General features: G+C 69.5%; 19 protein-coding genes. 13 read left to right on the forward strand and 6 right to left on the reverse strand.

Features of this window, described 5'->3' with window-relative positions:
- Positions 1-19: 19 nt before the first annotated feature.
- Complete coding sequence (locus tag ASF45_RS30330) at positions 20-1,177, forward strand: ABC transporter substrate-binding protein (protein WP_056672509.1); 1,158 nt, start codon at positions 20-22, stop codon at positions 1,175-1,177.
- 216 nt (positions 1,178-1,393) lie between these two features.
- Positions 1,394-1,816, forward strand: a complete 423-nt coding sequence (locus ASF45_RS34865) for a GNAT family acetyltransferase (protein WP_082551365.1) — start codon at positions 1,394-1,396, stop codon at positions 1,814-1,816.
- Between the two features lie 175 nt (positions 1,817-1,991).
- Here ASF45_RS34865 and ASF45_RS30335 read toward each other — a convergent pair whose 3' ends face one another.
- Complete coding sequence (locus ASF45_RS30335; protein ID WP_056672860.1) at positions 1,992-2,900, reverse strand: AraC family transcriptional regulator; 909 nt, start codon at positions 2,898-2,900, stop codon at positions 1,992-1,994.
- A gap of 115 nt (positions 2,901-3,015) precedes the next feature.
- On the opposite strand from ASF45_RS30335, the gene ASF45_RS30340 reads away from it, so the two are divergent.
- Entirely contained in the window at positions 3,016-3,759 is a 744-nt protein-coding gene (locus tag ASF45_RS30340; RefSeq protein ID WP_056672511.1) for an SDR family oxidoreductase, read from the forward strand.
- A gap of 185 nt (positions 3,760-3,944) precedes the next feature.
- Here ASF45_RS30340 and ASF45_RS30345 read toward each other — a convergent pair whose 3' ends face one another.
- From ASF45_RS30345 to ASF45_RS30355, 3 genes are all read right to left on the reverse strand, one after another.
- Positions 3,945-6,035 carry a 3-hydroxyacyl-CoA dehydrogenase NAD-binding domain-containing protein gene (locus ASF45_RS30345; protein ID WP_056672513.1) on the reverse strand — a complete coding sequence of 697 codons (2,091 nt, stop codon included), beginning with the start codon at positions 6,033-6,035 and terminating at the stop codon, positions 3,945-3,947.
- 744 nt (positions 6,036-6,779) lie between these two features.
- The gene (locus ASF45_RS30350) at positions 6,780-8,054 is read right to left on the reverse strand and encodes a TetR/AcrR family transcriptional regulator (protein ID WP_056672515.1); all 1,275 of its coding nucleotides are present in this window, start codon (positions 8,052-8,054) and stop codon (positions 6,780-6,782) included.
- Complete coding sequence (locus tag ASF45_RS30355) at positions 8,051-9,211, reverse strand: acetyl-CoA C-acyltransferase (RefSeq protein ID WP_056672517.1); 1,161 nt, start codon at positions 9,209-9,211, stop codon at positions 8,051-8,053. Before ASF45_RS30355 ends, ASF45_RS30350 begins: the two co-directional genes overlap by 4 nt.
- A gap of 303 nt (positions 9,212-9,514) precedes the next feature.
- Between ASF45_RS30355 and ASF45_RS30360 the strand changes: the two genes are divergently transcribed.
- A complete protein-coding gene (locus ASF45_RS30360; protein WP_369802198.1) occupies positions 9,515-10,771 on the forward strand; it encodes an acyl-CoA dehydrogenase family protein in 1,257 nt (418 codons plus the stop codon).
- A gap of 34 nt (positions 10,772-10,805) precedes the next feature.
- The gene (locus tag ASF45_RS30365; protein ID WP_056672521.1) at positions 10,806-12,023 is read left to right on the forward strand and encodes a TetR/AcrR family transcriptional regulator; all 1,218 of its coding nucleotides are present in this window, start codon (positions 10,806-10,808) and stop codon (positions 12,021-12,023) included.
- A gap of 3 nt (positions 12,024-12,026) precedes the next feature.
- Here the strand turns inward: ASF45_RS30365 and ASF45_RS30370 are convergent, their stop codons facing one another.
- On the reverse strand, positions 12,027-12,845 hold the full coding sequence (locus ASF45_RS30370; RefSeq protein ID WP_056672523.1) for a Crp/Fnr family transcriptional regulator: 819 nt from the start codon (positions 12,843-12,845) through the stop codon (positions 12,027-12,029).
- Positions 12,846-13,000: 155 nt separating this feature from the next.
- Between ASF45_RS30370 and ASF45_RS30375 the strand changes: the two genes are divergently transcribed.
- From ASF45_RS30375 to ASF45_RS30390, 4 genes are all read left to right on the forward strand, one after another.
- Entirely contained in the window at positions 13,001-13,903 is a 903-nt protein-coding gene (locus ASF45_RS30375) for a LysR family transcriptional regulator (RefSeq protein WP_056672525.1), read from the forward strand.
- Between the two features lie 154 nt (positions 13,904-14,057).
- The gene (galE, locus tag ASF45_RS30380) at positions 14,058-15,068 is read left to right on the forward strand and encodes a UDP-glucose 4-epimerase GalE (protein WP_056672527.1); all 1,011 of its coding nucleotides are present in this window, start codon (positions 14,058-14,060) and stop codon (positions 15,066-15,068) included.
- A 29-nt stretch (positions 15,069-15,097) separates the two neighbouring features.
- Complete coding sequence (locus ASF45_RS30385) at positions 15,098-16,540, forward strand: mannose-1-phosphate guanylyltransferase/mannose-6-phosphate isomerase (RefSeq protein ID WP_056672529.1); 1,443 nt, start codon at positions 15,098-15,100, stop codon at positions 16,538-16,540.
- Complete coding sequence (locus ASF45_RS30390) at positions 16,537-16,755, forward strand: putative motility protein (RefSeq protein WP_056672531.1); 219 nt, start codon at positions 16,537-16,539, stop codon at positions 16,753-16,755. The genes ASF45_RS30385 and ASF45_RS30390 overlap by 4 nt, the downstream gene beginning before the upstream one ends.
- A gap of 15 nt (positions 16,756-16,770) precedes the next feature.
- Here the strand turns inward: ASF45_RS30390 and ppc are convergent, their stop codons facing one another.
- Positions 16,771-19,686, reverse strand: coding sequence for a phosphoenolpyruvate carboxylase (gene ppc, locus ASF45_RS30395; protein ID WP_082551366.1), 2,916 nt, complete (start codon positions 19,684-19,686; stop codon positions 16,771-16,773).
- A 111-nt stretch (positions 19,687-19,797) separates the two neighbouring features.
- Between ppc and hemC the strand changes: the two genes are divergently transcribed.
- From hemC to ASF45_RS30415, 4 genes are read left to right on the forward strand one after another with little or no spacing between them, the layout of a single operon-like run.
- Positions 19,798-20,724 carry a hydroxymethylbilane synthase gene (gene hemC, locus ASF45_RS30400; RefSeq protein WP_056672865.1) on the forward strand — a complete coding sequence of 309 codons (927 nt, stop codon included), beginning with the start codon at positions 19,798-19,800 and terminating at the stop codon, positions 20,722-20,724.
- Between the two features lie 7 nt (positions 20,725-20,731).
- Entirely contained in the window at positions 20,732-21,493 is a 762-nt protein-coding gene (locus tag ASF45_RS30405) for a uroporphyrinogen-III synthase (RefSeq protein WP_056672533.1), read from the forward strand.
- The gene (locus ASF45_RS30410) at positions 21,490-22,548 is read left to right on the forward strand and encodes a uroporphyrinogen-III C-methyltransferase (RefSeq protein ID WP_156473244.1); all 1,059 of its coding nucleotides are present in this window, start codon (positions 21,490-21,492) and stop codon (positions 22,546-22,548) included. The genes ASF45_RS30405 and ASF45_RS30410 overlap by 4 nt, the downstream gene beginning before the upstream one ends.
- Positions 22,549-22,556: 8 nt before the next feature.
- The gene (locus ASF45_RS30415; RefSeq protein WP_056672867.1) at positions 22,557-23,837 is read left to right on the forward strand and encodes a heme biosynthesis HemY N-terminal domain-containing protein; all 1,281 of its coding nucleotides are present in this window, start codon (positions 22,557-22,559) and stop codon (positions 23,835-23,837) included.
- Positions 23,838-23,990: the final 153 nt, after the last annotated feature.

A 23,990-nucleotide genomic window follows, 5' to 3' on the forward strand; every position in this document is an offset into this window, starting at 1 on the left:
ACACACGAAGGAGACTGCCATGCGTTTGCACCCCACCCGTCTTGCCACCGCACTTGCTACTGGGCTGGTGCTCAGCGCCCCTGCCTGGGCGCAGGAGGTCGTGAAGATCGGCTTCTCGGGCCCCTTGAGCGGCGGCGCTGCCCTGTACGGCAAGAACGTGCTGGACGGCATGAACATGGCCGTGGACGAGATCAATGCCGCAGGCTTCGAGGTGGCCGGCAAGAAGTACAAGCTGGAGATCGCCGCGCTGGACGACAAGTACAACCCGTCGGAGACCGCCATCAACGCGCAGCGCCTCGTGCAGGAGAGCAAGACGCCGGCCATCCTCGTGCCGCACTCGGGCGGCATCTACGCGCTGCAGACCAACAACGAAGCGCAGAAGTACCTGGTGCTGGCCTACAGCAGCACGCCGCAGATCACCGCCCGCGGCAACAAGCTGACCTTGCGGATTCCGCCGGACTTCACGTCCTACATCGAGCCCTTCATCCACTACACGACCAAGAAGTTCGGCAAGAACGTGGCCATCGCCGATGCCGACCACGACTACGCCAAGGCCTGGAACGCTGCGTTCAAGCCCCTGCTCGAGAAGACCGGCGGCAAGGTGGTGGCCGACAACCCCATGAGCTACACGCGGGCGACGGACTTCTACAGCGGTGTCAGCCGCGCGCTGGCCGGCAAGCCCGACGTGCTGTTCATCGGCGGGCCCTCGGAGCCGACCGGTCTCGTGGTCAAGCAGGCCCGCGAACTCGGCTTCAAGGGCGGCTTCATCCTGATCGACCAGGCCAAGCTGGACGAGGTGGCCAAGGTCAGCGGCGGCTACGCCTCGCTCAACGGTGCCATCGGCGTGCTGCCCGTGATGGAAGACAAGCTGCCCGAGTCGGTCGCGTTCGTGCAGCGCTTCCAGAAGCTCTACCCGAACCGGCTCGTGACCTCGGAGACCTCGCTCAACTACAGCGCCGTCCATGCCACCGCCCTGGCCATGAAGCTGGCCGGCAGCGTGACCGACGCCACGGCCATCCGCGCCAAGCTCAGCGAGGCCTTCAAGACCATGCCGCGCAGGGAGAACATGTTCGGGGTGTCGGGGGTTGATGCCACGGGCAGCTCGGAGGCGGATGGGCGGGCAGCGGTGGTGGAGGACGGGAAGATCCGGGAGGTTTTGTTGAATTCGCTGAAGTAGGTGGGCTGGCCTGGCAGGGGAAGATGGCTGCGACCACGGGGCCGCAGTCCGGCAGCGTGACGCGATCTTCAGCTTTTGTCAGCACGACATCGCCGGGATCGTGCGTTGCCCTGTGTGAGCTACTGGAACATGATGAAAAACAAGGGCTTCGGTGTGTTCCGGTGCGGTTCGTCTCTTCGCCCGCGAGTCATCGTCAACACTTGAAGGCGTAAGCGCATGCACAGCATCGTTCCGTATGAGGACCGTGTCCACCGACAGGCTGTCGTCGACCTTTGGGCAGTAGCGTTTGGGTCAGGTATAGGTCACAACGAACCTCGGCTCAGCATCGACAAGAAGCTGGCAGTCAACGATGGGCTGTTCTTCGTGGCAACGGTTGGCGGACGCGTCGTGGGAACGACTTTGGCCGGGTACGACGGCCACCGGGGTTGGCTCTATTCGGTTGCTGTTGACCCCGCTTTTCGGCGATCCAAGGTCGGCGCAGAGCTTGTACGACATGCGGAGCGTGCCCTGGTTTCACGCGGCTGTATGAAGGTCAACTTGCAGGTGGTCGGCAGCAACACGGGAGTTGTGCCGTTTTACGAATCGCTGGGCTATCTTGTGGAGGATCGCATCAGCATGGGACGGCGCGTCGATGGTTAGCCTTGCGGGGGGCTAGCTGCTTCGCAGCGCCGAGCGACTGTCTTCGGCCAAAACCCGACGTTTGGGTGAAGCATCCTCTGCTCGGAATCAAGTTTCATCAGCGCGAGCGAAAGCACGCTTGAAACATCGACTTCCCTTCCTGGCGGCGGATGGGTGTCGTGGCCAATGCTGCAACTTACGCGACAGGCGGGCCGTCCCGTGCGTAGCGGCTGGGCGATTGCCCGACGTGCCGGGTGAACGCGACGCTGAAGGTGCTCGTCGAGCCATACCCCACGCGCTCGCTCACGGTGGCGACCGCCATGCGTTCGTGACGCAGCAGGCTCTTGGCGATCTCCATGCGCCAGCGCAGCAGGTAGTCCATCGGCGGGGCGCCGACCGTGCGGGTGAACCGGTTGAAGAACGCCGAACGGGACAGGGCGGCGATTTCCGCCAGCTGCGCCACGGTCCAGGCGCGTGTCACGTCCGCATGCATCTGCTCGAGTGCCGGTGCCAGGCGCGTGTCGCCCAATCCGCGTAGCAGGCCGGGTGGCGCGGCGCCGGCCGTGGTCCAGCGCATCGCTTCGATGAGCAGCACGCCGATCAGGTGCGACAGCACGAGCTCCTTGCCCGGTCGCGGGTCTTCGTACTCATCGCCCACCATCCGCACGAGCTGCGCCAGTCGTTGCGAACCCTTTACATGGACCACCTGCGGCAGCAGGGTGACGAGCAGCTTGGGGTCCGCGCCGTCGAACAGGAAGGCGCCGCCCAGCGAACGCATGTCTGGCTCGCCCGCCATGTCGCCGTGGCGCCGCTCGCCCTCGCCACCGGGCACAACCTTGGGATCGATATGAACCATCGGGGCCGGGCCGAAGCTGGAGAGGGTGAAGGGCGGGGTCGACGGCAACAGCACAAAGTCGCCGACGCTGAGCGTCACCGGTTCGTGCCCGTCGACCGCCAACAGGCAGTGGCCCTCCAACATGATGCAGAAGCTGGGCTGGCCGTATTCGGCATAACGTACCGCCCAGTCCCCCTTGCCGCTGATGAGGTTGGCAAAGACGGCGCGCGGCTTCAGCAGCCGGACGACTTCAGTGAGCGGATCGCCCATGCTCATACGCGATGGATTGGACGTTGGCTAAAAAAGAAGGGATTCTTTCAGGTTTCAAGTCCGGTTTGGTGTGGATACCGTGAGGACTCCACTCAGCACTCCACAAGGACCGCACATGAAAACCGTACTGATCACCGGCTGCTCCTCGGGCTATGGCCTGGAAACTGCCCGCCACTTCCTCGCCCAGGGCTGGAATGTCATCGCTACCATGCGGACGCCACGCGAAGCGCTCCTGCCGAGGTCGGACCGATTGCGCCTGCTGGCGCTCGACGTGACCAAGCCCGGCAGCATTGCCGCGGCCATCGAAGCCGCAGGCCCCATCGATGTGCTGGTCAACAACGCCGGGATCGGCGTCGTCGGCGCCTTCGAGGCAACGTCGATGGCGCTGGCGCGGGAAGTGTTCGAGACCAACACCTTCGGCGTCATGGCCATGATGCAGGCCGTCATCCCACAGTTCCGGGAGCGTCGCACGGGCGTCATCGTCAACGTGACCTCCAGCGTCACCCTGGCGGCCATGCCGCTCGCCGGCGTGTACACGGCCAGCAAGACCGCCATCACCGGCCTGACCGGCTCGGTGGCTCTGGAACTCGCGGCCTTCGATGTGCGCGTCAAGCTAGTCGAGCCGGGGTATGCCCCCACGACCCGCTTTGCCGAGAACGGCGCCGCGCGCATCCAGGGCCTGATCCCGGAGGCCTACATGCCCTTCGCAGGCCCGATCTTCGCGGCCTTTGCTCAACCGGCGGCCGTCACCACCGAGCAGGATGTGGCGGAGGTGGTCTGGCAGGCTGCCAACGACCGATCCGAGCGGCTGCGCTTCGCGGCAGGGGCTGACGCTATCGCCTTGGCTGACGCCACCTGAATCGAAAGGCGGCGGGGATGCTTGTCCACGGCGTTGAATCCTTCGCTCATCACTGAGGGACTGCTTCAGAGCAGACCGTACAGCCGCTTCGGGCGGCGGATTCAACCGGTCGACGCCGATCCGCCGCAACCAGTCTCAGGCGGCCTCGCGCATTGGCCAGCAGCACAGCAGCGTCGGCGCCGTTCTCACCTGGTGAACGACTTCCCGTCCGCCGCCATCCTCTCCAGCAACGGCGACACGCTGAACCCTGCCCCCATCCGCTCCCCGTACGCCTTGAGCTTCTCGACGACAGTCTTGAGCCCCACCGTATCCGCATAGAACATCGGCCCACCCCGGTACACCGGCCACCCATACCCATTGACCCACACCACGTCGATGTCGCTGGCCCGGATCGCGATCCCCTCGTCCAGGATCTTGGCCCCCTCGTTGACCATGGCGTACACGCAGCGCTCGAGGATCTCCTCCTTGCCGATCTCCCGCGCCACCTTGCCCTGCTCGCCCATGAGGTCACGGATGATCCCGCGCGTGACCTCGCTGGGCTTGGCGGTGCGCGTGCCGTCCACCACCTCGTAGTCGTAGTAGCCGGCGCCGTTCTTCTGGCCGCGCCGGTCCATCTCGCACAGCCGCTCGCGGATGGTCGCGCTCTTGCTGGTCTCCTTGCTCCAACCGATGTCCAGGCCCGCCAGGTCGCTCATCGCAAAGGGGCCCATGGGCAGGCCGAAGTCGTAGAGCACCTCGTCGATGTCCCAGGGCATGGCGCCTTCCAGCACCATGGCCTGCGCCTGGGCGCTGCGCGCGGCAAGGATGCGGTTGCCGATGAAGCCCGGGCACACGCCCGAGACGGCCGCGACCTTGCCGATCTTCTTGGCGATCTGCATGGCCGTGGCCAGCGCGGTGTGGCTGGTCCTAGCGCCACGCACGACTTCGAGCAGCTTCATGACATTGGCCGGCGAGAAGAAGTGCATGCCCACCACGGCCTCGGGCCGCGAGGTGGCGGCGCTCGCGATCTCGTTCACGTCGAGCGCCGAGGTGTTGGTGGCCAACACGGCGCCGGGTTTGCAGATGCGGTCGAGCTTGCCGAAGATCTCCTTCTTGATGGCCATGTTCTCGAACACGGCCTCGATGACGAGGTCGCAGTCGGCGAGGTCTTCCATCTGCAGGCTGCCCGTCAACAGGGCCATGCGCTGCTCGACCTGCTCGGTGGTGAAGCGGCCGCGCCTGGCGGAGTTCTCGTAGTTCTTGCGCACCACCGCGAGGCCGCGGTCCAGCGCGGCCTGCTGGGTTTCCACGAGCACGACCGGGATGCCCACGTTGGCGAAGTTCATCGCGATGCCGCCGCCCATGGTGCCGGCGCCGATGATGCCGACCTTGGCCACGCGGGCGGTGGGCGTGTCCTCGGGCACGTCGGGGATCTTGGTGGCCTTGCGCTCGGCGAAGAAGGCGTAGCGCTGCGCGATGGAAGGCGTGCCGGCCACGAGTTCGGTGAACAACCGGCGCTCGGTGGCCAGGCCTTCCTCGAAGGACAGGTTGACGGCGGCCTCGACGCACTGGATGTTGGCCTCGGGGGCCGGGAAGCCGCGGAACTTGCGCGCATTGGCCTGGCGCACCTTGGCGAAGATCTCGGGATGGGCGCGCGCGGCGATGAGCTTGTCGTCGTTGTCGCGCACCTTGCGCAGCGGCCGGTTCTCGGTGAGCACGGTGCGCGCGAAGGCGATGGCGCCGGCGCGCAGTTCACCCTCGGGCACCAGCGCGTCGACCAGCCCCATCTCCAGGCATTTCTTGGCGGGCACATGGCTGCCGTTGAGGATCATGTCGAGTGCCTGCTCCACGCCCACGATCCGCGGCAGGCGCTGCGTGCCGCCTGCGCCGGGCAGCAGGCCCAGGTGCACTTCGGGCAGGCCGCACTTGGCGCTCGGCACGGCCACGCGGTAGTGGCAGCACAGGGCCACCTCCAGGCCGCCGCCCAGGGCCGTGCCGTGGATGGCGGCGATGACGGGCTTGCCCGCGTTCTCGATCTGGTCCTGCGCCTCGCGCAGCGAGGGCGCCTTGGGTGGCTTGCCGAACTCGGTGATGTCGGCGCCGGCCAGGAAGGTGCGGCCGTCGCAGACCAGCACGATGGCCTTGATCGCAGGGTTGGCATTGGCCTCGCGCACGCCTTCCACGATGGCCTCGCGCATGAGCTGCGAGAGCGCGTTGACGGGCGGGTAGCTCAGCGTGAGGACGCCGATGTCGCCTTCGATGGCGAGCGTGCGGGTGGGAGCGGTGGCAGCGGTCATGGGATGTCTCCGAAGTGGGTTGTCGTTTCAGTGATCGATGGGCGGTGACGGAAGGGACGGGGCCGAGCGCAGCGATGGCCCGAGTCGGTTCCCGCTTCCCGGGGCCCCTGTTCCCACGCCGAGGAGCGCAGTGGCCTGGGTGGCGCGGGGAACCTCGCGCTTTGTGATCTGACTCATTGCACTTGTTCGAGCTGAACGAACGCAGTGAGTGGTGCGAGTTGTGCAATGCGCCCAGGCCGCGAGCACCGCAGGTTGCCCGGAGCGCGGACCGGGRKCGCCTTCTCTKTGGTTACTTTCTCTTGGCGAAACAAGAGAAAGTGACTGCACTGCCGGGGGCAATCCCGGCCTCTGGTTCCAGCAAATGACACTACGGTTGATCGAGGTGAGGAGGTGGGGGCTTCACCCCCACGCCCCGACCTACTTTTCTTGCTTCGCCAAGAAAAGTAGGCAAAAGAAGGCGACCCCGGYGCCCCTGWCCCTSCGCTRGCGCTCCGGGCAACCTGCGGTGCTCGCGCCATGGGCTGCATTGCGCAACTCGCTKCGTTCACTGCGTTCACTGCGCTCGGACAAGCGCAATGAGTCAGATGTTGAAGCGCGAGGTTCCCCGCGCAGCCCATCGCGCTGCGCTCCTCGGCAGGGGCACAGGGGATTTTTCGATCCGGGCCATCGCTGCGCTCGGCCTGGGGTTCGGGCCTTCGCTGCGCTCGGCCGCACGGGAGTGTGGATGGGCAAGCCATCTGCATCTCAATGTTCCGGTGGCGCCAGGATGCCGGTGAACAGCGGTTGGGCGTAGAGCGGCACAGCATCGTCCATGCCGATGCCGGCCACCCAGGTGCGCAGCGACGAGGCGGCGTTGACCATGCCGGCCACCTGCTGCGCGGCCAGGCTCGCGTCGACGGGCCGGATGGCGCCTTCGCGCATGCCGTCCACGATGAACAGGCCGAAGCGTTCGGTCAGCTGGTTGCCGCGCTGGATGGGGTCGTGGCGCGCGCCCTCGGCCAGCACGCTGCGCGCCGACGAGCGCAGCAGCGGCCCGGCCTCGGACAGCTGGAAGCGCACGAGCGCGCAGCTGCTGGCCACCAGCCGCTCCCAGCCCGAGGCGGTCTGTGCCATGGCCTGCAGCTGGGTCTGGCGGATCACACCGAAGCTGCGTTCGAAGCACTGCGCGACGAGCTCGTCCTTGCTTGCATGGTGGTGGTAGAACGAGCCCTTGGTCAGGTGCAGCCGGGCCGAGATCGCATCGACCGAGGCGCCGCGAAAGCCCTGCTCGTTGATGAGCGCGGTGGCCGCGCGCAGGAAGGCCTCGCGCACCTCGGTGCCTTCGGCGGGCGCGGCCTGCAGCTGGGGGCCGGGCTGGGCCTGCCAGCGCCGCGGGTCGGCGGCCAGGCCACCGATCAGCAGCTCGGCCAGCGCGTCGGCGGCGCGCAGATAGTCGTGCGGCTCGTAGCGGTCGATCCAGGTGCGCATGATGTTGGCCAGGGCCAGCAGCAGGTGCGTGCGCGCGTTGCGCTGGGCCTGGGTCCATCCGGCGCTGGGCCAGCATTGGCGCAGGCTGCGGAACAGCGTGTTGTAGGCTGCCACGACCTGGTCGACCTGTGGCGTCGCCAGCGCGCGGATCTCGTTGAACGAGACCAGTGCGCCGCGCCGGCCCGTGGCGATGTCGGCGAGCAGCGCGGCCTCGCCGCGCAGGAAGGCGCGGATGCGGCGCTCGGGTGTGGGCTCGGCCAGGGCGGCCTTGACCACCTCCTGCATGGCTGCAACAGCCTGCAGCATGCAGTCGGCCGCGAGGTCTTCCTTGCGGCGGTGGTAGTAGCCCACGCTGGCCTTGTGCAGGCCCACGCGCTCGGCCACGCCGGCCAGCGTGACGCCCTTCATGCCGTGCCGGTTGAATTCCTCGGCGGCGGCGGCCAGGATGGCCTCGCGCTTGACCTGGAAGCGGTCGGTGGTGCGGCTGGCCGGCGCCTGGGCGGCCGGGCGTCGGCGTGCGGGCCGTGCTGCAGCGGTGGTGGCCGCCGTCACAACACCTCGAACAGGCCCGCGCCGCCCATGCCGCCGCCGATGCACATGGACACCACGACATGCTTGGCGCCGCGGCGCTTGCCTTCCATGAGCACATGGCCCGTGAGGCGTGCGCCGGTCATGCCGAAGGGGTGGCCGATGGCGATGGAGCCGCCGTTGACGTTGTAGATGTCGGGGTCGATGCCCAGCTTGTCGCGGCTGTACAGGCACTGGCTCGCGAAGGCCTCGTTGAGCTCCCAGAGGTCGATGTCCTGGATCTTCAGGCCGTGGCGCTCCAGCAGACGCGGGATCGCGAACACGGGGCCGATGCCCATTTCGTCGGGCTCGCAGCCGGCCACGGCCCAGCCCTTGAACGCGCCCAGCGGCTGCAGGCCGCGGCGCTCGGCCTCCTTGGCCTCCATGAGCACGACGGCGGCGGCGCCGTCGGACAGCTGGCTCGCGTTGCCCGCGGTGACGAACTTGCCCGGGCCCTTGACGGGTTCGAGCTTGGCCAGGCCGGCCAGCGTGGTGTCGGGGCGGTTGCACTCGTCGCGGTCGACCACGGCATCGACGTAGCTCTCGGCCTTGGTCAACTTGTCGACGACCTTCATGCGGGTCTTGACCGAGATGATCTCGTCCTTGAACTTGCCGGCCTCCTGGGCCGCGGCCATGAGCTGCTGCGAGCGCAGCGCGTACTCGTCCTGGTACTGGCGCGACAGGCCGTAGCGCTCGGCCACGATGTCGGCTGTGTCGATCATGGGCATCCAGAAGGCCGGGTGCTGCTGCTCGAGCAGGGGGTCGCGGCCACCGCCGCCGCCGCCCTGCAGGCTGATGGAGTCCACACCGCCGCCGACCATGACATCGGCGTTGCCCTCGACGATGTGGTGCGCTGCCACGGCGATGGCGTTGAGGCCCGAGGAACATGCGCGGTGCAGCGTCATGCCGGCTGTGGTGACGGGCAGGCCGGCCAGCAGCGCGGCGGCGCGCGCCACGTTGCCCGACGAGGCCACGCAGCCGGCGATCACGTCCTCGACCTCGGCCGGGTCGGCGCCCGAGCGTTGCACGGCATGGCGGATGGCATGGCCCAGCATGGTCATGGCGGGCGTGTCGTTGAAGCCGCCGCGGCCGGCCTTCGCGAGGCCGGTGCGGGCATAGGAGACGATGACGGCTTGGCGCATGGGGTGTCCTGTGGGTTGGGGATGAAGGGCGCGGGGCGGGCTGCGTGTCCGGTGCGGGACAGGCCGTACCTCAGGGATGAAACGCCAAAAATGGTAGCGGTGCAGTCGGCCATTCTGCTCGGTGCAAACCCTGCAAATCGCTGTCGCGGATTGGACTCCGCAGCGCATGGCGATCTTCCATACTGCATGTCTGAAACCACCGCAGACACACCGATCAACAGCACGCCTGGAGACCCTCCGACCATGAGCAAACCCACCCCGGCATTCGGGTTCAATCCCACCGACGAACTGAACGACCTGCGCATGTCCGCCAAGGCCATGCCGCTGTACGAGCACGTCAAGCGCTTCATCGCCGAGACCGTGACGCCCATGGCCGAGAAGTACGAGGCGCTGGGCAAGAACCGCTACGGCGAAGACCGCTGGCAGTACGCGCCCGGCCAGCTGGAGCTGCTCAACGCCGCCAAGGACCAGGCCAAGAAGGAAGGCCTGTGGAACTTCTTCCTGCCCGACGCCGAGACGGGCGAAGGGCTGTCCAACCTGGACTACGCCTACATCGCCTCCGAGCTCGGCAAGGTGCCGCTGGCCAGCGAGAGCATGAACTGCTCCGCGCCCGACACCGGCAACATGGAGGTGCTGGAGCGCGTGGGCACGCCCGAGCAGAAGGAGCGTTGGCTCAAGCCCCTGCTGAACGGCGAGATCCGCTCGGCCTACGCCATGACCGAGGTGCACCATGCCTCCTCGGACGCCAAGAACGTGGCCACCAGCGCGGTGCTGGACGGCGACGAGTGGGTCATCAACGGCGAGAAGCATTACATCTCCGGCGCCGGCAGTCCGCGCTGCAAGATCTTCATCACGATGGTGCGCACCAGCCCCGATGCGCCGGCGCACAAGCAGCAGTCCATGATCCTCGTGCCCAAGGACACGCCGGGCGTGAAGATCGTCGGCGCCATGCACGTGTTCGCCGAGGACCATGCGCCGCACGGCCACATGCACATCGTGTTCGACAACGTGCGCGTGCCCAAGTCCAACATGCTGCTGGGCGAGGGCCGCGGCTTCGAAATCTCGCAGCTGCGCCTGGGCCCGGGCCGCATCCACCACTGCATGCGCTCCATCGGCGCGGCCGAGAAGGCGCTGGACCTGATGGTCGAGCGCGGCATCTCGCGCGAGGCCTTCGGCAAGCAACTGGCTTGGCTGGGCGGCAACGTGGAGATCATCTCGCGCGCGCGCATCGAGATCGAGAGCATGCGGCTCATGGTGCTCAAGGCGGCCAAGGCCATGGACGTGCTGGGCAACCGCGAGGCGCGCCAGTGGGTGCACATGGTCAAGGCCATGGTGCCCGAGCGCGTCTGCAAGATCATCGACCAGGCGATCCAGATGCATGGCGCGCTGGGCGTGTCGCAGCACACGCCGCTGGCCCACATGTATGCGCAGCAGCGCACGCTGCGCCTGGCGGACGGCCCGGACGAGGTGCACCACCTGGTGGTGGGCCGCAACGAGATCCGCATGCACGAAGGCGGCAAGGACGACGACGCCAGCATGGCGGCGGTGTTCCGGAACTGAACGGCGGCGGCTCGCGGACAATCGCGGCCGCCCCATGAACACCTCTCCCGCCCAGACCACCAAGTTCGCCGACAAGCGCGAGGCGCTGATCGCTTCTGCGTCCGGCCTGCTCAACGAGCACGGCATCCGCGGCACCACGCTGTCGGCCGTGGCCGAGGGCGTCGGCCTCGTCAAGAACAGCGTCACCTACTACTTCCGGCGCAAGGAAGACTTGGCGGCGGCCTGTTACCTGCGCAGCATCGCGCTGTACAACCGCCTGACCGACGAGGCCATGGCGCAGACCGGCCTGCCCGCGCGGCTGGGCGCGCTGCTGCGGGCGCACGCGGAGCTGCAGGCGTCCGTGGAGCAGGGCCGGCATGCGCCCGTGACGCGCTTCCACGACCTGCGTGCGCTGCGTGGCGAGCACATGGTGCCCGTGTACGCGGCCTACGAAGACATGTTCCGCCGGCTGCGCCGCCTGCTCAACGACGACGAGGCCACGGCGGACCGCAGCGCCGCCAATGCGCGCACGCACATCGTGCTGGGCGTGGTCAACGCGCAGCGCGTGTGGCTGCTGCGGCACGAGCCCGAGCGCTTCGGCGCCGTGGCCGACAGCATGCTGGGGCTGTTGCTGCGCGGACTCATGGCGCCCGGTGCGCGCTGGCAGGCCGAGGGTTGCGAGGCGCGCTGGCAACTGGGCTCGGCCGACCTCTCGCCCTCGGCTGCCTTCCTGCGCACGGCCACGCAGCTCATCAACGAGCAGGGCTACCGCGGTGCATCGGTCAACCGCATCGCCGAGCGGTTGAACATGACCAAGGGCGGCTTCTACTACCACAACGAGACCAAGGACGACCTCGTCGCCTGCTGCTTCGACCAGACCTTCGCCATCGTGCGCCAGGCGCTGGCCCAGGCCGAGCAGATGGAGGCGTGCGGCTGGGAGCGGCTCAGCGCGGTGGTGCGCGCGCTGGTGCTGTTCCAGATCACGCCGGACGGCAGCCCGCTGCTGCAGTGGTCGGCCGTGCCCGCGCTGCCGGATGCGGCCGAGCGCAGCCGCATCCGCCAGGCGCTGGGCCGCATCGGCGAGCGGCTGGCCTCGCTGGTGGTGGGCGGCATGGTGGACGGCTCGGTCCGGCCGCTGGACCCGATGCAGGCGGCGCAGCTGGCAATGGTGGGCATCAACGCCGCGGCGGAGCTGCAGCGCTTCGTGCCGGGCACGACGCCGCAGGCGGCCGTGGAACTCTACGTGCGGCCCCTGCTGATGGGGCTGGAATGACGTTCAGCCGAACAGGCCGGCGCGGCGCTGCAGGACTTCGGTCGACAGCACGTTGAGCTGGCCGTCCTGCGTGTCCAGCACGCGGATGCGGCGCAGGTCCTGCATGCCCTGGTTCAGGCGCTGGCGGCTGGTGGCGACCAGTTGCGCCAGGTCGGTCTGCGTGAGCGGCAGCGCCAGGCGAAAGCCCTCGTCCTGCGGCTGGCCGAAGCGCTGGCCCAGGTCGAGCAGGCAGGCGGCCAGGCGCTGGCTCAGCGGCGCGCTCGCGGCTTCGACCACGGCCTGCATCCAGGCGCTCTGGCGGGCCGAACTCCAGCGCAGCAAGGCATGGCGCAGGTCGGCATGGTGGGCGGTGAGCCGGCGCAGTGCATCGGCGCGCAGCGAGACGACCACGCTGTCGACATGGGCGTGCGCGCTGCAGGCCTCGGGCAGGTCACCGGCCACGCCTTCGCCGAACCATTCGCCCGGCGCGACGAGCGCGGTGCTGAGCTGCCGGCCCGAGGCGCTGACGCTGTTCAGGCGCACCGCACCGCTGGCCACGCCATGCCAGGCCGTGGCCTGTGCGCCCTGGTGCAGGATCTGCTCGCCGGCCTTCATCGAGCTGGGCTGCAGCGATTCCACGAGCGCTTCGCGTGCGGCGCTGCCCACGTCGGCCAGCCAATCGGCCGCCAGCAGGGTGCGCTGCTGCGCCGGTGAGGCCAGGGGCGGCCGTGGCCGCTCCAGCGTCCAGGAGCGCAGGTTGGCGTTCGAGCCAGGCTCGGGGCGCCAGACCAGGGCGTGCAGCGGAACGAAGCGGTCGGAGACGGCGGGTGCGTGCAGGTTCACGGGTGGAGCGGCGTTGCTGAGGAAGGACAATGGCCCGCTGACGGCAGGCCGGGGAGACCCGCAGCTTGCCAGCGGTGCCTTCCGATGGCGAATGCAATGTGCGCATCACGCGGTATGTGCCGCGTGCATAGCCTGCCCAACCCTGGCGCGAGACCATGCAGCTGTCCCGAATCGACCTGAACCTGTTCGCCGTCTTCGACGCGATCTACCGCGAGCGTGGCATCACGGCGGCCGCGCGCCAGCTGCATCTGTCGCAGCCCGCGGTGAGCCATGCGCTGGCGCGCTTGCGCGAACTGCTGGGCGACCCGCTGTTCGAGCGCCAGGGCAATGTGATGACGCCCACGCCAATGGCGCGCAGCCTGGCCGGCACGGTGCGCTCCTCGCTCGGCGGGCTGGACCAGGCGCTGCGCCAGGTCGGGCAGTTCGACCCGGCCAGCAGCCAGCGGCTGTTCAAGGTGGCGACCAGCGGTTCGGCCGAACTGTCCTTCCTGCCGGACCTGGCCGAGCGCGTGGCGCGCGAGGCGCCCGGCATCCGTCTGGCCACGGTGCGGGCCGACCGCGGCAATCTGGAGGAAGACCTGCGCAGCGGCGAGCTCGACCTGGCGCTGGACATCGGCCTGCCGCTGACGGCAGAGATCCGGCGCCAGCAGATCGGCGCGAGCGAACTCGTGGTGCTGGCCCGGATCGGCCATCCGGCCATCGGCCCGGGCTTCGACATGGAGGCCTACCTGGCGCAGGAGCATGTGCTGGTGACGGGGCGCCGGCGCGGCGTCGGGCTCGAAGACGTGGCGCTCGGCCGCCTGGGCATGCGGCGCCGGATCCGCGTGCGCTGCCAGCGCCACGGCGCCGCCAGTGCCATCGTCGCGCGCACCGACCTGCTGGCCACCATGTCGCGTTCGCAGGCCGAACTGGACAACGCCCAGGCCGGCATCCAGGTGCTGGCCCTGCCGGTGGCGCTGCCGGCGCTGGAGACCTTCGTGTACTGGCATGCGACGGCCGATGCGGACCCGGCGTCGCAGTGGTTTCGCGGGGCCTTCCTGGAGGCGCTGCAAGGCTGACGGGGCCTTCCCTGGCCGCCGCATGGCTGACACAAGGGTTGGCACGGCCCATGCTATTCTTGCCGCGCCACAGTCGCCGGAGGGCCCAGAGCCTCGGACGGCGCGGCAAGAACCATCTCCCGCCGGCCCGCGCCGGCATTGCAAAGAACACCACATGATTCTTGTCACCGGCGGCGCCGGCTACATCGGCTCCCATGTCTGCGTCGAACTGCTGCAAGCCGGCCACGACGTCACCATTTTTGACAATTTTTGTAACAGCAACCCCGAGTCGGTGGCGCGCATCGAACGCATCGCGGGCAAGGCGCCCAGACTGGTGCGTGGCGACATCCGCGACCGGGCCGCGCTCGTCGATGCACTGAAGACGAGCGGCGCGAGCGCCGTGATCCACTTCGCCGGGCTCAAGGCCGTGGGCGAATCGGTGGAGCAGCCGCTCTCTTATTACGACAACAACGTCGTGGGCACGCTGCGCCTGCTGGAGGCCATGCGCGAGTGCGGTGTGCAGCAGCTGGTGTTCAGCTCGTCGGCCACGGTCTATGGCGACCCGCAGCGCCTGCCGCTGACCGAGGACCACCCGCTCTCTGCCACCAACCCCTATGGCCGCAGCAAGCTCATGATCGAGGACATGCTGCGCGACCTGCAGGTGAGCGACGCGTCCTGGCGCATCGCCATCCTGCGCTACTTCAACCCGGTCGGCGCGCATGCCAGCGGCCTGATCGGCGAGGACCCGCGCGGCGTGCCGAACAACCTGATGCCCTACGTGGCGCAGGTGGCCATCGGCCGGCGCGCGCAGCTGCAGGTCTGGGGCAGCGACTACCCGACGCCCGACGGCACCGGCGTGCGCGACTACATCCACGTGGTGGACCTGGCCGTCGGCCATTTGCGTGCGCTGGAGCGCCTGCAGGCGCAGGCGGGCGGTCTCACCGTCAACCTGGGCACCGGCACCGGCTACAGCGTGCTCGACATGGTGCGCGCCTTCGAAGAGGCCAGTGGCAAGCCCGTGCCCTACCAGCTGGCCCCGCGCCGCGCTGGCGACGTGGCCTCCTGCTATGCCGACCCGGCCGCGGCGCTGGCCGTGCTGGGCTGGCGTGCCGAGCGCGACCTCGTCGCCATGTGCCAAGACGCCTGGCGCTGGCAGAGCAGCAACCCCAACGGCTACGCCGCCTGAACCCCATTCCAACTCCGTCTGAAGCAACCATGCTGATCCAACCTGTTGTCCTGTCCGGTGGCTCCGGCACCCGCCTGTGGCCGCTGTCGCGCGAGAAGTACCCCAAGCAGCTGCTGCCGCTGATCGGCGAGGACTCGCTGCTGCAGGCCACAGTGCGCCGTGTCGAGGGCCTGGTCGGTGTGTCCGTGGCCGCGCCCATGGTGGTCTCCAACGAGGAATATCGCTTCGTCATCGCCGAGCAGCTGCGCCTGATGGGCAAGCCCGGCACCATCGTGCTGGAGCCTTCTGGCCGCAACACCGCACCCGCGCTGACCCTGGCCGCGCTGGCGGCGCGCCGCGACGGCGCCGACCCGGTCCTGCTGGTGATGCCGGCCGACCATGTGATCGTCGATGTGCCGGCCTTCCAGGCCGTCGTGGTGCAGGGCGCGCAGCTGGCCGAGGCCGGCGCCGTGGTGACCTTCGGCATCACGCCCGACACGCCCGAGACCGGCTACGGCTACATCCAGTCCGGCGCGGCCTTCGAGGGGGGCGCGCACCGCATCGCGCGCTTCGTCGAGAAGCCCGACCGCGCCACGGCCCAGGGCTACCTGGACGCGGGCGGCTACGCCTGGAACAGCGGCCTGTTCATGCTCAAGGCCTCGGTCTGGCTGGCGGCGATCGCGGCCTGCCGCGCCGACATCCTGGCCGCCTGCGAAGACGCCTTCGCCAAGGGCTCGGCCGATGGCGAGTTCCTGCGCGTGGACAAGGCCGCCTTCACGGCCTGCCCGAGCGATTCCATCGACTACGCCGTCATGGAGCGCCTGGCCGCCGGTGGCCGCGAAGACCTGCCTGCCGGCGTGGTGCTGCCGCTGTCGGCCGGCTGGTCCGACGTGGGCGCCTGGGACGCGCTGTGGCAGGTGCTGCCCAAGGACGAGAGCGGCAACGTGAAGCAGGGCGATGTGCTGCTGCACGACAGCCACAACACGCTCGCGCTGTCCGAAGGCCGGCTGATCGCCTGCGTGGGCGTGGACAACCTGATCGTGGTGGAGACCGCCGACGCGGTGCTCGTGGCCAACAAGGACAAGACGCAGGACGTCAAGAAGATCGTCGACGCGCTCAAGCGCGAAGGCCGCTCCGAAGGCCAGCTGCACCGCAAGGTGTTCCGGCCCTGGGGCTGGTACGACAGCGTGGACAACGGCGCGCGCTTTCAGGTCAAGCGCATTGTGGTCAAGCCGGGCGGCCAGCTGTCGCTGCAGATGCACCACCACCGCGCCGAGCACTGGATCGTGGTGTCGGGCACAGCCAGGGTCACGCGCGACAAGGAAAGCTACCTGGTCTCCGAGAACGAGTCGACCTACATCCCGCTGGGCTCCACGCACCGGCTGGAGAACCCGGGCCGCCTGCCGCTGGAGATGATCGAAGTGCAGTCGGGCAGCTACCTCGGGGAGGACGACATCGTGCGCTTCGAGGACGTCTACGGCCGTTCGCAATGAACATCTCCAGCACGCCCGCCGTCCAGGCCGCCACGGCCAGTGCGGCATCGTCGTCGGCGCCGGCCGATGGGGTGCAGGCCAGCGTCCAGGTGCGCGTGCTGAAGAAGGCCCTGGACGCGCAGGAGGCCGCGGCGGCTGCGCTGATCGAATCCCTGCCGCCGCCACCGCCCGTGCCGCAGGGCATGCTGGGCACGCGGCTCGACGTCTACGCCTGAGCCGCCACCGGCGTATCAGCCGGTGTTGCGCAGCCCGGCCGAGATCCCGTTGATGCAGATGTGGATGCCGGTGCGCACGCGCTCGTCGGTCTGGCCGGCACGGTAGCGGCGCACCAGTTCCACCTGCAGGTGGTGCAGCGGGTCGATGTAGGGGAAGCGGTGGCGGATCGAGCGCTGCAGCGATGCATTGCCGGACAGGCGCTGCTTCTCGCCCGTGATCTGCGCCAGCGCCTGGGCCGTGCGCTGCCACTCGGCCTCGATCGCGCCGAACACCTTCTTGCGCAGCCGCGCGTCGCTGACCAGTTCGGCATAGCGCGAGGCCAGTTGCAGGTCGCTCTTGGCCAGCACCATGTCCATGTTGGACAGCAGCGTGCGGAAGAAGGGCCACTGGCGGTACATCTTCTGCAGCAGGGCCAGGCGGTCCTTGGCAGCGGTCACCTTTTTGCGGCCCGCGGCGGCCTCGTCCTGCCCGTCGCCGGCCAGGAAGGTCTCGACCGCCGAACCGAAGCCGTACCAGCCCGGCAGCGTGAGCCGGCACTGGCCCCAGCTGAAGCCCCAGGGGATGGCGCGCAGGTCTTCGATCTTCTGGCTGGCCTTGCGCGAGGCCGGGCGCGAGCCGATGTTGAGCTCGGCGATCTCACGGATCGGCGTGGACTCGAAGAAGTAGTCGGTGAAGCCGGGCGTCTCGTAGACCAGGTGGCGGTAGGCGCGCATGCTGGCCTCGGAGAGCAGGGCGGCTGCGTCGAGGAAGGCCGGCGTGGCAGCCTTGGTGGGCTGCAGCAGCGTGGCCTCCAGCGTGGCGGCGACCAGGGTCTCCAGGTTGCGCCGGCCGATCTCGGGGTTGGCGTACTTGGAGCCGATCACCTCGCCCTGTTCGGTCAGGCGGATCTGGCCGCGCACGGTGCCGGGCGGTTGTGCCAGGATGGCCTGGTAGCTCGGGCCGCCGCCACGGCCCACGGTGCCGCCGCGACCGTGGAACATGCGCAGCGTGATGTCGTGGCTGCTGGACAGTTCGTCGAACAGCTCCACGAGCGCGAGCTCGGCGCGGTACAGCTCCCAGTTGCTCGTGAAGATGCCACCGTCCTTGTTGCTGTCCGAGTAGCCCAGCATGATGTCCTGCTCGCCACCGGAGCGCTGCACCAGGCGCGCGATGCCCGGCAGCGCATAGAACTCGCGCATGATGGGCGCGGCGTTGCGCAGGTCTTCGATGGTCTCGAACAGCGGCACCACGATCAGTTCGCAGCTGGCGCCCTGGCCCTTGTTGTCTTCCAGCAGGCCGTGCATGAGGCCCACTTCCTTTTGCAGCAGCAGCACCTCCAGCAGGTCGCTGACGGTCTCGGTGTGGCTGATGATGTAGTGGCGGATGGCGTTGCGGCCATAGCGCTGCAGCACGCTGCGCGCGTTCTCGAAGATGGCGAGCTCGTGGCGCGCCAGCTCGGAGTATTGCGCGCCCAGCACGCGCAGCGGGCGCGCGTCGTTGAGCAGGCGCAGCAGCAGCGCACGCTTGGCGGCTTCGTCGAGCCCGGCGTAACTCGGCTCCAGGCGCGCCGTGGCCAGCAGTTCGGCCACCACTTCTTCGTGCTTGTCGGAACTCTGGCGCAGGTCCAGCGTGGCCAGGTGGAAGCCGAACACGTCGACGGCGCGAATCAAGGGGTGCAGGCGTTGCGCCGCGAAGGCCGCGCCGTGGTGCGACTTGAGCGAGGCCTCGATGGTGCGCAGGTCGGCCAGGAAGTCCTCGGCCTTCAGGTAGGGGTTCTGCGGCGCCACGGCGTGGCGCGCGGCGTCCCCGCCGGTCAGCTGCTTGAGCGTGGCCGCCAGGCGGGCGTACATGCCGGTCAGTGCGCGGCGGTAGGGCTCGTCCTTGCGGTGCTCGCTGGTGTCGGGCGAGCGCTCGGCCAGGGCCTGCATTTCGGCGGGGATGTCGACGAGGCGCGCCGACAGCGAGAGCTCGGCGCCCAGGTGGTGCACCTCGGTCAGGTAGTGGCGCAGCGCCATCTCGGCCTGGTGGCGCATGGCGTATTCCATGGTCTCGGCGCTGACGTTGGGGTTGCCGTCGCGGTCGCCGCCGATCCACTGGCCCATGCGCAGGAAGCTGGCCACGTTCTGCTGGCCGAGCTCGCGCTCGAGCTGCGCGTAGAGCTTGGGGATCTCGCGCAGGAAGGTCGCCTCGTAGTAGGACAGCGCGTTCTCGATCTCGTCGGCCACCGTGAGCTTGGAAAAGCGCAGCAGCCGGGTTTGCCACAGCTGCATCACGCGGGCGCGCAACTGGGCCTCGTTGGCGGCGAGTTCGCGTGGCGTCAGCGCGTCGCGGCCAGCGCCGGCCAGCTGAGCACGCTGGCGCACTTCGTCGCGCGCGGTGAGCAGCTGGGCGATGTCGCGCTCGGCGTCCAGGATGCTTTTGCGCTGCACCTCGGTGGGGTGGGCCGTGAGCACGGGCGAGACATAGCTCGTGGCCAGCGTCATCGCGATGGCCTTGGGCGAGATGCCGGCCCAGCGCAGGCGCGACAGCGCCACGTCGATGCTGCCCTCCTGCGTGTTGCCGGCGCGCTCGTGCACGGCGCGCCGGCGGATGTGGTGGCGGTCCTCGGCCAGGTTGGCCAGGTGGCTGAAGTAGGTGAAGGCGCGGATCACGCTGACGGTCTGGTCGGCCGTCAGGCTCTTGAGCAGCTTCTTGAGCGCCTTGTCGGCCTCTTCGTCGGCGTCGCGGCGGAAGGCGACCGAGAGCTTGCGCACCTGCTCGATGAGTTCGAAGGCGGGCGCGCCATCCTGCTCGCGGATCACGTCGCCGAGCAGCCGGCCCAGCAGGCGGATGTCCTCGACCAGGGGCCGCTCCGCATCGCGCGCCGCGGCACGGCTGCGCTGGGGCGTCTCGTCGTTGGCGGGGGCTGCGGCCGCAGCGGTGGAAGAGGGCGCCTGGTCTTGTGTTTTCATGTTGGAACGGGGGCTGTGCAAGCGCCCTGCAAGAAGAATGCCATGCCCTGATGCGGGTTGACCCCATGCTAGCATCCGGCCCCCGTGGCCGATTACGAACTGGTTACCTGCGTGCGCTCCTCTCCCTCTTCCACCATCGTCATCGCCACCCGGGAAAGCCGCCTCGCGCTGTGGCAGGCCGAACATGTGCAGGCCCTGCTGGCGCAGCGCGGCCACCGCGTGGAGCTGCTGGGCATGACCACCCGCGGCGACCAGATCCTGGACCGCTCGTTGAGCAAGGTGGGTGGCAAGGGCCTGTTCGTCAAGGAGCTCGAAGCCGCGCTCGAGGATGGCAGCGCCGACATCGCCGTGCATTCGCTCAAGGACGTGCCGATGGAGTTGCCGGCCGGCTTCGTGCTGGCCTGCGTGCTCGAGCGCGAGGATCCGCGCGACGCCTTCGTCTCGCCGCACCACGCGTCGCTGGACGCCTTGCCGCAGGGCGCCGTGGTCGGCACTTCCAGTCTGCGCCGCACCGTGCTGCTGCGGGCGCTGCGGCCCGACCTGGACATCCAGCCGCTGCGCGGCAACCTGGACACGCGGCTGCGCAAGCTCGACGAAGGCCAGTTCGCGGCCATCGTGCTGGCTGCGGCCGGCCTCAAGCGCCTGGGTCTCGCGGAGCGCATCCGCGAAGTCTTCGCGCAGGACAGCATGCTGCCCGCGGCCGGGCAGGGCGCGCTGGGCATCGAGGTGCGGTCCGACCGTGCCGACCTGCTGGCCCTGCTGGCGCCGCTGGCCCACCAACCGACCTGGCTGGCCACGGCTGCCGAGCGTGCCGTGAGCCGTGCCATGGGCGGCAGCTGCTCGATGCCGCTGGCCGCGCATGCGCGCTGGACCGATGGTGGCCTGCAGCTGCGTGCCGCCTGGGGCGACCAGGATGGCCAGGGGGCCATCGTGCGGGCAGAAGTCGCGGGGCCGGTCGACAGCCTGGCCGCCGCCGAGGCGCTGGGCTTGCAGGTGGCCGAGGCCTTGCAGGCCGGTGGTGCCCGCAAAGCGGGCTGACGCGCGCATGCGCGTGCTGGTCACGAGGCCGCTGCGCGAAGCGCAGCACTGGTGTGAGCAGCTGCGCGCACGTGGCCTCGCGGCCGAGCCGCTGCCGCTGATCGACATCCGACCCGCCGATCCCGCACCCGTGGGCGCGGCCTGGGGCCAGCTGGCGGACTGCCGCGCCGCGATGTTCGTGAGCGCCAATGCGGTCGAGGCCTTCTTTGCGGCGAAGCCTGCTGCACTCGGCTGGCCCGCGCAGACGGCGGCCTGGGCCACCGGCCCCGGCACGGCGCGCGCTCTGCGGGCGGCCGGCGTGCCGGCGCAGGCCCTGGTCGCGCCGCCTGCCGATGCGCCGCAGTTCGATTCCGAGGCGCTGTGGTGCCTGGTCGGCACCGATGCCAGCCTGGCCGGTGCCCAGGTGCTGATCGTGCGAGGCACCGATGCCGATGGCCGCCTGGCGGGCCGGCCCTGGTTGGCCGACCAGCTCGCAGCCGTCGGCGCGACCGTGCATGCGCTGGCCGCCTATGCGCGCCAGTTGCCGCGCTGGGATGTGGCCACGCGTGAACGTGCCGCGGGCGCGACCGACGCGCTGTGGCTGTTCAGCAGTTCCGACGCGGTGCGCCACTTGCAGCAACTGCTGCCTGGCGCCGACTGGCGCACCACGCGCGCGCTGGCCACGCATGCGCGCATCGCCGAGGCGGCACGCGCGGCCGGTTTCGGCCGGGTCGACACCGTGCGCCCCGCTCTGGACGACATGGTCGCGTCGATAGAATCCGCCCGATGAACGCTGCCGAGCTGTCTTCAGAACCCCTGCCGGGCCAAGCCGCTGCAGGGCCAGCCCCCCAAGCCCGGCCGCCGGCCACCACCGCACCGCGGGTGCTCGTGCTGTTCCTGGCCTTGCTGGTTGTTCTGGCCCTGGCTGCGGTCGGCCTGCTGTGGCAGAAGGTCGGCGGCATGCAGGAAAACCTCGCCCGGCAAAGTGCCGACACGCAGGCTCGCGCCATGGAAGCCCGGGCGGCGGCCCGCGAAGCGCAGGACCTGGCCCGCGAGACCGCCGCCCGCCAGGCCGTGACCGACACCAAGCTCGGCGAAGCCACGCTGCAGCGTGGGCAGATCGACGAGTTGCTCGCGAGCCTGTCGCGCTCGCGTGACGAGACCCTGGTCGTGGACCTCGAGTCCTCGCTGCGGCTGGCCCAGCAGCAGGCCCAGCTGACGCTGACGGCCGAGCCCTTGCTGGCGGCGCTGCGCACGGCCGACCAACGCCTCGAACGCGCGGCCCAGCCGCGGCTGGAGCCCGTGCGCCGCGCGGTTGCGCGCGACACCGAGGCGATTCGCTCCACGCAGATCGCCGACACCCAAACCATCCTCGAGAAGCTCGACGACCTGGTGCGCCAGATCGACGACGTGCCCATGCTCAACGCCGTGCTGGCCGCCAACCTCGCCAAGGGGCAGGTGGAGGCCGAGCCGCCTTCCGAGCAGTGGTGGCTGCGCATCTGGCAACTGGTGCGGACCGAGGCCGCGCGGCTCATGCGCGTGTCGCGCATCGACCAGCCCGAAGCCGCGTTGCTCGCGCCCGACCAGACCTACTTCCTGCGCGAGAACCTCAAGCTGCGCCTGCTGAACGTGCGCATGGGCCTGCTGGCGCGGCAATTTCCGTCGGCCCGCGCCGATGCAGCGGCCGCGGCTTTCATGCTGCACCGCTACTTCGATCCGGCGGCGCGGCGCACGCAGCAGTTCGCCAACACGCTGTCCGAGGTGCAGGCACAACTGAAGGCGGTGGAGCTGCCGCGCATCGACGAAACGCTGTCGGCCCTGGCCACGGCGGCAGCGGGGCGCTGAACCGCATGATGCGCGCCCTGCTGTGGTTCCTCGCGCTGTTCGGCCTGGCGGCCGGTGCTGCGCTGCTGGCTGGCAACAACCAGGGGACGGTCACGCTGTTCCTGCCGCCCTACCGTGTCGACCTGTCGCTGAACCTGGTGCTGGCCACGCTGGCGCTGGGCTTCGTGCTGCTGCACCTGGCGCTGCGCGGCCTGTCGGCCCTGTTCTCGATGCCGCGCCAGGCCCAGCGCTGGCGCCTGCAGCAGCGCGAGCGCGCCATGCACGCCGCCGTGCTGGATGCGCTGACGCACCAGCAGGCCGGCCGCTTCCTGCGGGCCCGCAAGGCGGCCGAGGCGGCGCTGCAGCAGGAAGAGATGCTGGCGGCCAGTGGGCATCCGGTCCAGCATGCCGGCAAGCTGCGGGCCACCGCCCACCTCGTGGCCGCCGAGAGTGCCCACGCGCTGCAGGACCGCACGACGCGCGAAACGCACCTGCAGCAGCTGCTCAAGGAAACCGATGCGCGTGAAGCGCAGGAGACGCGCGAAGGCGTGCAACTGCAGGCCGCGCGCTGGGCGCTGGCCGACCGCGATCCGCAGGCTGCGCTGCAGTGGCTGGACGCGATGCCGCAGGGCGCATCGCGCCGCACGCTGGCGTTGCGGGCGCGGCTCAAGGCCACGCGGCTGTCGCGCCAGACCCTGCCGGCGCTGGAGACGGCGCGGTTGCTGGCCAAGCACCGGGCGTTCTCGCCCGAGGCCGCGCACCTGATCCTGAAGGGCCTGGCCCTGGAGCTGATCCAGGGCGCACACGATCCCGTGCAGTTGCAGCGCGCCTGGGCCGAGCTGGAGCCGGCCGAGCAGACCATGGCCGAGGTCGCGATCCAGGCCGGCCACCGCCTCGCGGCCCTGGAGGGCGATGTGGCCTTGTCGCGCCAATGGCTGCTGCCGGTGTGGGACGAGTTGCTGCGCGCGCCCAACCTGCGCGAGCAGGTGCCGGTGCTGGTCAAGCTCATCCATGCGCTGGAGGAAGGCTTCGGCGCAGAAGCCGGCGCGAGCGACCTGCAATGGCTGGAACGCATCGAAGCCGCCCAGCGCCAGCATCCCGAGAGCGCCGAACTCAAGTACCTGGCTGGCATCGCCTGCCTGCGCCACCAGCTGTGGGGCAAGGCCCAGCAACTGCTCACGCAGGCCCAGGGCCGGCTGCAGGATGCGGAGCTCAGGCGCAATGCCTGGCGCGCGCTGGCGGCGCTGGCCGAGCAGCGCGGCGACAGCGCCGCTTCGCAGCAGGCGCTGCGCGAGGCTGCGCTGCTGTAGATCCCGGCTCGGCGAAGGCCGCCGCGGGCGTGCGGCGCTGCGACAACGTCGCCCTCCTGCCGGAGTTGGTGACTGCACCCCGGCGCCGCGCTCTGCACGCCGTCCACGGTGACGCCGCGCATCCCATGCCGGACCTCAGCCTGGTGTGCTGAA

Source organism: Pseudorhodoferax sp. Leaf265 (assembly GCF_001422365.1).
GTDB lineage: Bacteria > Pseudomonadota > Gammaproteobacteria > Burkholderiales > Burkholderiaceae_C > Pseudorhodoferax.

What these genes read in the sequence shown, in the direction of transcription:
- ASF45_RS30330 (WP_056672509.1), top strand. Translation starts at nt 20, where the DNA reads ATGCGTTTGCACCCCACCCGTCTTGCCACCGCACTTGCTACTGGGCTG.
- ASF45_RS34865 (WP_082551365.1), top strand. Translation starts at nt 1,394, where the DNA reads ATGCACAGCATCGTTCCGTATGAGGACCGTGTCCACCGACAGGCTGTC.
- ASF45_RS30335 (WP_056672860.1), bottom strand. Translation starts at nt 2,900, where the DNA reads ATGGGCGATCCGCTCACTGAAGTCGTCCGGCTGCTGAAGCCGCGCGCC.
- ASF45_RS30340 (WP_056672511.1), top strand. Translation starts at nt 3,016, where the DNA reads ATGAAAACCGTACTGATCACCGGCTGCTCCTCGGGCTATGGCCTGGAA.
- ASF45_RS30345 (WP_056672513.1), bottom strand. Translation starts at nt 6,035, where the DNA reads ATGACCGCTGCCACCGCTCCCACCCGCACGCTCGCCATCGAAGGCGAC.
- ASF45_RS30355 (WP_056672517.1), bottom strand. Translation starts at nt 9,211, where the DNA reads ATGCGCCAAGCCGTCATCGTCTCCTATGCCCGCACCGGCCTCGCGAAG.
- ASF45_RS30360 (WP_369802198.1), top strand. Translation starts at nt 9,515, where the DNA reads ATGTCCGCCAAGGCCATGCCGCTGTACGAGCACGTCAAGCGCTTCATC.
- ASF45_RS30365 (WP_056672521.1), top strand. Translation starts at nt 10,806, where the DNA reads ATGAACACCTCTCCCGCCCAGACCACCAAGTTCGCCGACAAGCGCGAG.
- ASF45_RS30375 (WP_056672525.1), top strand. Translation starts at nt 13,001, where the DNA reads ATGCAGCTGTCCCGAATCGACCTGAACCTGTTCGCCGTCTTCGACGCG.
- galE (WP_056672527.1), top strand. Translation starts at nt 14,058, where the DNA reads ATGATTCTTGTCACCGGCGGCGCCGGCTACATCGGCTCCCATGTCTGC.
- ASF45_RS30385 (WP_056672529.1), top strand. Translation starts at nt 15,098, where the DNA reads ATGCTGATCCAACCTGTTGTCCTGTCCGGTGGCTCCGGCACCCGCCTG.
- ASF45_RS30390 (WP_056672531.1), top strand. Translation starts at nt 16,537, where the DNA reads ATGAACATCTCCAGCACGCCCGCCGTCCAGGCCGCCACGGCCAGTGCG.
- ppc (WP_082551366.1), bottom strand. Translation starts at nt 19,686, where the DNA reads ATGAAAACACAAGACCAGGCGCCCTCTTCCACCGCTGCGGCCGCAGCC.
- ASF45_RS30405 (WP_056672533.1), top strand. Translation starts at nt 20,732, where the DNA reads ATGCGCGTGCTGGTCACGAGGCCGCTGCGCGAAGCGCAGCACTGGTGT.
- ASF45_RS30410 (WP_156473244.1), top strand. Translation starts at nt 21,490, where the DNA reads ATGAACGCTGCCGAGCTGTCTTCAGAACCCCTGCCGGGCCAAGCCGCT.
- ASF45_RS30415 (WP_056672867.1), top strand. Translation starts at nt 22,557, where the DNA reads ATGCGCGCCCTGCTGTGGTTCCTCGCGCTGTTCGGCCTGGCGGCCGGT.